Source organism: Rouxiella badensis (assembly GCF_002093665.1).
GTDB lineage: Bacteria > Pseudomonadota > Gammaproteobacteria > Enterobacterales > Enterobacteriaceae > Rouxiella > Rouxiella badensis.
On the sequence record NZ_MRWE01000006.1, the window covers coordinates 150,949 to 159,193 of the forward strand.

At 49.4% G+C, this 8,245-nt stretch carries 8 protein-coding genes; 3 read left to right on the plus strand and 5 right to left on the minus strand.

Annotated elements, in window-relative coordinates:
• Positions 1-11: 11 nt before the first annotated feature.
• Both iolB and BS640_RS05650 read left to right on the plus strand, forming a co-directional pair.
• The gene (gene iolB / locus BS640_RS05645) at positions 12-833 is read left to right on the plus strand and encodes a 5-deoxy-glucuronate isomerase (RefSeq protein WP_017491466.1); all 822 of its coding nucleotides are present in this window, start codon (positions 12-14) and stop codon (positions 831-833) included.
• Positions 834-913: 80 nt separating this feature from the next.
• The gene (locus BS640_RS05650) at positions 914-1,717 is read left to right on the plus strand and encodes a TIM barrel protein (RefSeq protein WP_017491467.1); all 804 of its coding nucleotides are present in this window, start codon (positions 914-916) and stop codon (positions 1,715-1,717) included.
• 10 nt (positions 1,718-1,727) lie between these two features.
• Here the strand turns inward: BS640_RS05650 and BS640_RS05655 are convergent, their stop codons facing one another.
• Entirely contained in the window at positions 1,728-2,564 is an 837-nt protein-coding gene (locus BS640_RS05655) for a MurR/RpiR family transcriptional regulator (RefSeq protein WP_017491468.1), read from the minus strand.
• Between the two features lie 597 nt (positions 2,565-3,161).
• The gene (locus BS640_RS05660) at positions 3,162-3,569 is read right to left on the minus strand and encodes an InvB/SpaK family type III secretion system chaperone (RefSeq protein ID WP_017491469.1); all 408 of its coding nucleotides are present in this window, start codon (positions 3,567-3,569) and stop codon (positions 3,162-3,164) included.
• Between the two features lie 118 nt (positions 3,570-3,687).
• Here BS640_RS05660 and BS640_RS05665 point away from each other — a divergent pair, with 118 nt between their 5' ends.
• Complete coding sequence (locus BS640_RS05665) at positions 3,688-4,155, plus strand: DUF3237 domain-containing protein (protein ID WP_017491470.1); 468 nt, start codon at positions 3,688-3,690, stop codon at positions 4,153-4,155.
• Positions 4,156-4,214: 59 nt separating this feature from the next.
• Here BS640_RS05665 and BS640_RS05670 read toward each other — a convergent pair whose 3' ends face one another.
• From BS640_RS05670 to iolG, 3 genes are all read right to left on the minus strand, one after another.
• Entirely contained in the window at positions 4,215-5,699 is a 1,485-nt protein-coding gene (locus BS640_RS05670; protein WP_017491471.1) for a sugar porter family MFS transporter, read from the minus strand.
• Positions 5,700-6,068: 369 nt separating this feature from the next.
• Positions 6,069-6,965 (minus strand): myo-inosose-2 dehydratase, encoded by an 897-nt coding sequence (gene iolE / locus BS640_RS05675; protein WP_017491472.1) that lies wholly within the window; start codon positions 6,963-6,965, stop codon positions 6,069-6,071.
• Positions 6,966-7,041: 76 nt separating this feature from the next.
• A complete protein-coding gene (iolG, locus tag BS640_RS05680; RefSeq protein ID WP_017491473.1) occupies positions 7,042-8,055 on the minus strand; it encodes a bifunctional inositol 2-dehydrogenase/D-chiro-inositol 1-dehydrogenase in 1,014 nt (337 codons plus the stop codon).
• Between the last annotated feature and the right edge of the window lie 190 nt (positions 8,056-8,245).

Consider the following 8,245-nt stretch of genomic DNA (forward strand, 5'->3'; position numbering starts at 1 on the left):
AGGAGAGGAACATGTCCCGCTTGCTCAGTAAGCATGCCCCATCGAAAGACGGGCGTATCCAGCATATTACGCCAGAAAGTGCGGGCTGGAAGTATGTGGGTTTCGACGTTTATCAACTTGAAGAGGGTCAGACGCTGACCCTGCCAGCGGATGATAAAGAACGCTGTCTGGTGCTCGTTTCCGGACGGGCAAGCGTGGTCACTCCTGCAGAAAAGTTTGAGCATATTGGCCAACGAATGAGCCCGTTTGAGCGCATTCCCGCGTGGTCGGTCTACGTACCGCACAATACGCCCTCAGAAGTGAAAGCTGAAACCGCGCTGGAGCTGGCAGTATGCAGTGCCCCCGGCTTCGGCAAATTGCCTGCACGACTGATTGCGCCGAAAGACGTGGGCGTTGAGCGTCGCGGCAAAGGACGTAACCGCCGTCTGGTGCATAACATCCTCCCTGACGACAAGCCAGCCGACAGCCTGCTGGTAGTTGAGGTTTATACCGATGAAGGCGATTCCAGTTCTTATCCTAGCCACAAGCACGATACGCCGGTGGAAGGTAAGGAAACCTATCTGGAAGAAACTTATTATCACCGTTTTGATCCCCCGCAGGGCTTTGCGCTGCACCGCGTCTACACCGACGATCGCAGCCTGGATGAATGCATGGCGCCATACGATCGCGACGTCGTGCAGGTTCCACGCGGTTATCACCCGGTGGCAACCATTGCCGGTTACGATAACTATTATCTGAACGTTATGGCCGGTCCGGAACGTAAATGGCAATTTACCTGGGAAAAGGACCACGCCTGGGTAAACTCAGATCAATATCCAAGAAATAAGGTTTAATCAGTTGCATTAGGCCTTTCACTTCAAACTTCTAAGCAGCCTCCGGGCTGCTTTTTAAGATCTTTGATTAGGAAAATATTATGTCCACGGCCCTTAGCTCTCCTTTCCAGTTGGCAGTCTGCGCCGAAATGGTCTTCCTGGACTTGCCTTTTGTTGAGCGTGTTAAACGTATTCATCAGGCGGGATTTGCGGTAGAAATCTGGGACTGGACTCAAAAAGACATCGACGCGCTTGCCGCAACCGGTGCACGCTTTACCTCAATGACCGGCTACATCAGCGGTGATCTGCTGGATGATGACGGCATTGCGCGTCTGCTTGAAACAGCCGAAGTCTCGATTGAGATTGCCAGGCGCCTGAACTGCCCTAGCCTCAATCTGCACGGTACCGGCCTAGACGGACAGGGATTGCCGCTCAAACCGAAAAGCCACGTCACCGGCGCGATGTGGATTAAGGCCTATAAAACACTGAGCGAAATTGCCAAATTGGGCGAACGCCACCAGCAGGTATTTTTGCTGGAGAACCTCAATACCCAGGTTGATCATCCGGGAACCCCCTTCGCCAGCGCACAGGACACTCTGACGCTGATTTCAGCCGTCGACAGCCCGTGGTTAAAGATGAATCTGGACCTGTACCACGCGCAAATTGGTGAAGGTAATCTAATTGAGTTGATTCGCCAGTCGGCGCCCTACATTGGTGAAGTTCAGGTCGCAGATGTACCAGGCCGTCAAGAGCCGGGCAGCGGAGAAATTAACTACCCGGCGATCGCACGCGCGCTTTATAAGACAGGGTATCGCGGCGTGGTCGGGATGGAGGCATGGGCGTCGGGGGATTCCAACAGCGCGATTGCGCGCTTTTTGGATTCATTTGGCGGCGATTTTATTTGAAAATCAAAACCTACTCTGCACTACTTAACGCTAACGACACTGCAATAGTCTGCGCAAGACACATTGATGCAACCTGTGAACGGAAACCGTCGAGCTGGGCCTCGCGCACGACAAAGCAGACGTCGCTGAATGCCGCTAATGGGCTGACCTGGCTGTCGGTAATCGCTATCTGCCGCGCACCGCGACGTGCACCGAGCTGGACGAGTTCCATCGCTTCACTGGCGTAAGGCGAATAGCTGATAGCAATGACCACATCTTTTGGGCTCACCATGCTCAACTGTTCTGAGAACATCCCGCCGAGTCCGTCAATCAGAAACGCACGACGCTCCAGATGGCGCAACGCATAGGTTAAATAGCTGGCCACGCTGAAGGAACGACGCAGGCCGATAATATAGATGTTTTCCGCCTGCGAGAGCATGGCGATCGCTTGGTCAAGCTGTTCGGCGGTAATGTGTGCAGGCAACTGCTGTAGCGCCTGCGCATTGACCATCGAGAACATGTTCAACACTTCGTCCGGTTTTTCCGGTGCGGCAGTGCCTTCCTCGGTAGAAGACTTTCGAAATAAGCGCGCACGCTCGGTATAGCTGACCGTCTCTTCCATCAGGTGTTGACGGAATACTTGTTTCATTTCGTTGAAACCGCTAAAGCCAAAAGCGCTGGCAAAACGAATCAACGTCGAGGGCGGCACGTCGGCACGCTGAGCAATGGACGCCACCGTATCAAACGCTACGCTGTTGCTATTATCAAGAATATAGCGTGCTACCTGTTTAAGACGCTTGCTCAGACTGTCGTAACGGGTACGAATGTCTTCCTGTAAAATAGACAATTGAGTGGTATGTTTCGACACGGGAAGCCGCCCTTAATTAACATCATAGTGAATGTTTCAGTCTAACAAAATGAACAAAAAATTTCATTCGTAGACCCCAAGCCGGATCCCACTTTAAGAACATCCTTGTTCTTACTCTCCGGCGCTAACGGTGAGTCCAGGCAGTCAGGCTATCGAAATTGTCTTTACCCCTTTGCCACAGGTCATCTTTCAAATGCGTCGGGCTAAGCGGCTCAGGACACCACACGTCCGCCACAGAAGTGAATACCGTAGATAAGATTGACGTCCATTCCGCGACCTCTTCGGGCTTATGCCCCCCAATGCGCCTCAGGCCATTAATACCGCTAACCTCAGGCGCATCAAACCCTGTTTCAGTGGCTATTCTCAGCGGTGTGACGGCGTTGCTATCCCCAAAAACTATACAGAGACTCCGTGGAATGCCTTTTTCATTATTCTCAAAACTAGGTGAAACAGGTCGCTAAACAGTTCGATAGGATCTACTGTGCACAAAACGAAACAAACAAGCCATTTATTTTATTTATGAAATTCACATATCGTGATAGCCGTCAAATTAACGATGGATACCCCTCAAGATAGTGCTGGACAACGGCAAGGAGCCTAGCGGGACTGACTAAAACGCTCATGCAGACGAACACAAAGTACATAGAAACCTTCCAGCAACTCTTCAAGACGCGCCTCTTCATCAAAACAGTGGTCATCCACCAGCGCTTTCAGCTCATAGCCTTCGCTGCCAAGCCCGAGAACCGGCTGACCCGTCACAACCCAGCACAGCGCCGCCTGTAACTCTTCCCAGAGTTCTGCCCCCCAGGAGGTAAAGGTTGAGCTGTCCATCCATGTCAGGGCGCTCCACAGCCATAATCTGTCGTCAATGACAGAGAAAAACAGGCTGGGAATGTTGGCAAAACTGATTTCAATGGTGGAGTGGGCGTCAAACTGATTTTCTTCAACCGGATAACCCATGTTGTTCAAAGTCTTACACAAGCGCTCCGCAATGTTATAGTTCATTCGTTCTTTCCTTGAAATTTTTGATTTTTAATTGAAAAACAGAAACCCATTAGCCGATACAAGCTAAAGCGCTTCCGTTTTATACACAGCTATAAATCGCTCAAACTGCGGAGGAATAATGCATCCAGAGCTCAAACACAGTTTTTCTGTGGAGATCAAAGTCGATAAACCGATAGTCGTGAATGCCACAGCAGAAGGCGGAAAACGCCAACTGATCGCGATTCTAGAAGGGGAAGTCAGCGGAAGATTACGTGGGCAGGTACTACCAGGGGGCATCGACAGCCAAATTATTCACCCCGACGGAACCTGCCAGCTTTCCGCGCGATACGGACTGGAAACCAGCGAGGGCCGGGTCTATGTTGAGAATAACGGCATCCGCCGCATTCCTGCGGAGTGGAGAGAAAAACTGTTTAGTGACGATATGTCGTTCTTTAATCTGATCCCGCAGGAGGAAATCTATTTTCGTGCTGTCCCCAAGTTCGAGGTGTATAGCGAGGCACTGCGCTGGATGACTGAATCTATATTCATTTGCACTGGCCAACGAACGGCGCAGGGCGTCTCTCTCAAGTTTTACGAGTTAACTTAGCGGATTAACGCACTACGCGCCGGCCCTGCTAATAAAGGCCAGCGCGTAACAGAACAACATCAGACTTTGCGTTTCTCAATGGTGTTTAACAGCCCCTTCACTTTCGCGCTAGAATTATATTTTGCATAAAAATAATGCTCGATCTGCTCCAGGCTGCGGCCACGCGTTTCGGGAATACAGCGAATGACAAATATTCCGCCGCCGATACCGATAACGCCGAAGATAAAGAATGCTCCCGCCAGACCGAAATAGGCCAGTAACAGTGGAAACGCCATCGAGATAATAAAATTGGCTATCCACAGAGAGAATACGGCTCCCCCCATGCAGATCCCCCGCATTCTGGTCGGGAAAATCTCAGACAGTAACAGCCAGGTGACAGGTGATAATGCGCCCTGCTGGAAGCTAAGGAACAGCAACATACCGGCCAAGATCATATAACAACGAACAAGATTCACTCCGCCGTTAGCATGAAATTCGGGCAGCATACAGACGAGACCTATCAGGAATAAGCAGGCAGTGCAGCCTATTTGCCCTATCAATACCAACGGACGGCGCCCAATGCGGCCCAGCATCCAAATACCTACGAAGGTCATCAATACCGATATTACGCCATTCGCAATGGTGGCAAATAAAGCCGCATCGGTGCTTAGACCAGACATTTTAAGTACGGTTGGCGCGTAATACATAATGGTATTAACGCCCGTAAGCTGCTGAATAGTGGCGATACCGATGCCGAGAAAGAACAGCTTGGCTAACCAAGGTGTGGCCAAATCTCGCAGTTTCCCTTTACCTTTATGGCGGTTCTCTTCAATAGTCTCCTCTATTTCGGTCAATTCCCACTCTACATCCTCTTTGGCACGGGTTCGTTCCAAAATACGGCGAGCCTCGGCAAAACGGCCTTTCATGGCATACCAGCGCGGCGTGTCTGGCATAAACATCATGCCGAACCAGAGCATGATTGCAGGAATAGTGGCAATGGCCAGCATCCAACGCCAGGTGGTATCACCGCCCCAGATCTCGTGGAAGGTTGCGTTAGTGATATACGCCAGCATTTGCCCGATAACAATCATAAGCTCCTGCATGGTCACTAATTGGCCACGCCGATTCGCTGGCGCAATTTCTGCAATATAAACCGGCACAGTCGCCGCCGCACCGCCCACGGCCAGACCGAGAACCAGACGGAAGAAAATCATCCAATTCACATCGGGTGCCATGGCGGTACCCGCAGCGCCCACCGCAAAGATAATCGCCAGTAGGATAATAATTTTCTTACGCCCAGCGCTATCCGCGAGATGTCCGGCTGCCAAGGCACCAAATGCTGCACCAAACAGCAAGGAGCTGGTCACTAGCCCTGTGGTAAAAGGAGTCAGGTGTAATTCTTTGCCCATAAACAATAATGCGCCAGAAATAACGCCTGTGTCATAACCGAATAACAGGCCCCCTAGTGTTGAGATGATAGCAATGACCTTGACGAACGGTTCTGTCTTGGTCGTGCTGTTCGGGCCGGAGGCCGTATTTTTTGTTATAAACTGTTCATGTTCCATAGTGACTCCAATGATCGTTTAGACTCTGTTGTAGGGACATATTGCAGTAATAGGAATGGGCAACAATTAATCTAAATACTTCATCAATTAGGAATTGATATCTCATCTGGCTAACATGATATGTAACCCCGTCATGGTGACTTACAAATTAAACCCAATATTCATCAAAGGCTTTTAATTCTAACTTATCGAATAAATACTTTATTTATCACCGCGCGTAGCCGTTGGTACTCAATTACTCGCTGAGTGAAAGCTTCTTTTTTTACGTTAATTTTTTATTAATAACCTGTCTTAATGATTTAACTCCCGCGAGGCGAATTAATTACCCCGCGGGGAAAACATCAATAAACCAATATCTAAGAAATGACGTTAAATTCCAGCCACTTCCTGAATGTAACGACGCGCCTTGAGGGCATATTCAAACGGGTTAGCTTTGGCGGGATCCTGTTCTGCCTCTACGACAATCCATCCTTCGTAACCAAAATCCTCTAATAACTCAAAGACCGGCTTGAATTGTATAATTCCATCACCCGGTACGGTAAAAGTGCCTTTTTTAACACCCTCAAGAAAACTCAGTTTATGAGTACGAACCTCATTCACTATGCTGTCTCGAACATCTTTTAGATGAACATGGTTAATACGTGGCAAATGCGCCTTCAGGATTTGTAACATCGCTTCCTGAGATCCTTCGGAATAATAGGCATGACCGGTATCAAAGAGCAGATAAACATCGTCATTGACGATATCAAGAAAATGCTCAATTTCTTTCGCGGTTTGAATGCCAGTCCCCATATGATGATGAAGACCTACCGTCATTCCTTTCTCGGCAGCGAGGTCGGCCAATTCGTTATAGCCATTCGCCACGAGTTGCCATTCACTGTCGGTAAAAATTGGCCGCCCTTCAAGCACGGGACGCGATGTGCCCTGCGTGCTGCGCGACTGCTCCGAACAGCCGATAACTTTCGCTCCCATCGCATGAAGGAAATCGCGATGTATGATGAATTCATCAATGGTGCGCGCTTTTTCTCCGTCGGCGAAAAAAGTACTGAACCAGGCATTGCATATTTGAATGCCGCGCAAATCCAACATCGGCTTGAGAATTTTTGGATCGCGTGGATATTTGCTGCCGACTTCACTTCCTGTAAAACCGGCAAGCGCCATCTCGCTTACCGTTTGCTGAAATGTATTTTCCTTGCCTAAATCGGGCATGTCGTCATTCGTCCAACCGATAGGCGCAATGCCGAGTCTGACTTTATTTTTGTCCATGATAAACGCACCTTAAAGAGTGAAATTGTCCAACAACGGTTTTCAAGCCGCCTTATGCGAATTTACGCACGAGTATTCAACGCTCGTAAAAAGCCGGGCGCGGAGGCAAAGAAATACTCACTGGACCTGAGGTGTTTTGCGCTTTAACACAAGCATCTGCCGCCGTTGAGGCCGCATATCCATCCCAGGCGGAAGGCCCCGTCAATTCCCCTTTAATAACACCATTAATAAAGTCTTGTAGTTCGGTATCATAGGCATCAATAAAACGATCTTTCCAATCGGTGAGAATATTGTGTGAACGTTTGGCATTGCTGCGTAATAAAACGCTGCTTGGCTCCGGCAGGCTGGCAATACCGCTTTCCCCTACTACTTCAGTTTGAATGTCATAGCCGTACTTACAGTTAACGAAAATTTCTACATCAATGCGTACACCCTTGACCGTTTCCAGCAATACAATTTGCGGATCGCGCAATTTAGCGTGGGTATGCGCCGTCGCCCGTGGGAAAATGACCTGAGCCGAAACAAAATCTTCATTCAGCAGCCATCGTAATACGCTTAATTCGTGGATTAGCGTATTGGTGATTGCCATATCGGTACTGTAACTCTCATCCACGGCAGGGTTGCGGTGCGCGCAATGCAGCATTAAGGGCTGTCCGATTTCACCGCTGTCGATCACTTTTTTCAAGGCTTGATAACCCTGATCGTAGGGACGCATAAAACCGACCTGCACCAGACGACGGCCATAAGCGATTTCAGCATCGACAATGCGTTTACAACCTTCAGCCGTGATCGCCAGCGGTTTTTCACAAAATACCGGCTTGCCCGCGGCAATCGCAGCTAAAACGAACGCTTCGTGGGTGGGATCCCAGGAAGTCACAATCAAAGCATCCACATTGGAGGAATTGATGACCTGTTCGCCATCGGACAACACCTCTGCTTCCAAACCGAGACGTTTAACCGCCTCGGCAGCTCCTTTGAGGTTGATATCGGAAACTGCGACCACCTTTGCCCCCTGTAACACATAGCTACAGCGGCGGATATGTTCCTGGCCAATGGCTCCAGTACCAATCACCCCTAATTTCAGCGTCATCTTTATTCTCCTGTAAAACATGAATTTTTAGCTTCAAATGTTTAAGCCGCCCCTAATCAGCGTCACATCATTTACCTGGGCACGGCACCTGACTGTGGTACACAGCATCCACCTTAACGCCAAGTGGAACTTATTTTCCATAAAACAATAATACAAAAAATATGTTTTATTCTGGGAGGCGGATCAAATC

Coding starts and splice junctions, on each gene's coding strand:
- BS640_RS05665 (WP_017491470.1), top strand. CDS start 3,688: ATGCATCCAGAGCTCAAACACAGTTTTTCTGTGGAGATCAAAGTCGAT.
- iolB (WP_017491466.1), top strand. CDS start 12: ATGTCCCGCTTGCTCAGTAAGCATGCCCCATCGAAAGACGGGCGTATC.
- BS640_RS05670 (WP_017491471.1), bottom strand. CDS start 5,699: ATGGAACATGAACAGTTTATAACAAAAAATACGGCCTCCGGCCCGAAC.
- iolG (WP_017491473.1), bottom strand. CDS start 8,055: ATGACGCTGAAATTAGGGGTGATTGGTACTGGAGCCATTGGCCAGGAA.
- BS640_RS05650 (WP_017491467.1), top strand. CDS start 914: ATGTCCACGGCCCTTAGCTCTCCTTTCCAGTTGGCAGTCTGCGCCGAA.
- iolE (WP_017491472.1), bottom strand. CDS start 6,965: ATGGACAAAAATAAAGTCAGACTCGGCATTGCGCCTATCGGTTGGACG.
- BS640_RS05660 (WP_017491469.1), bottom strand. CDS start 3,569: ATGAACTATAACATTGCGGAGCGCTTGTGTAAGACTTTGAACAACATG.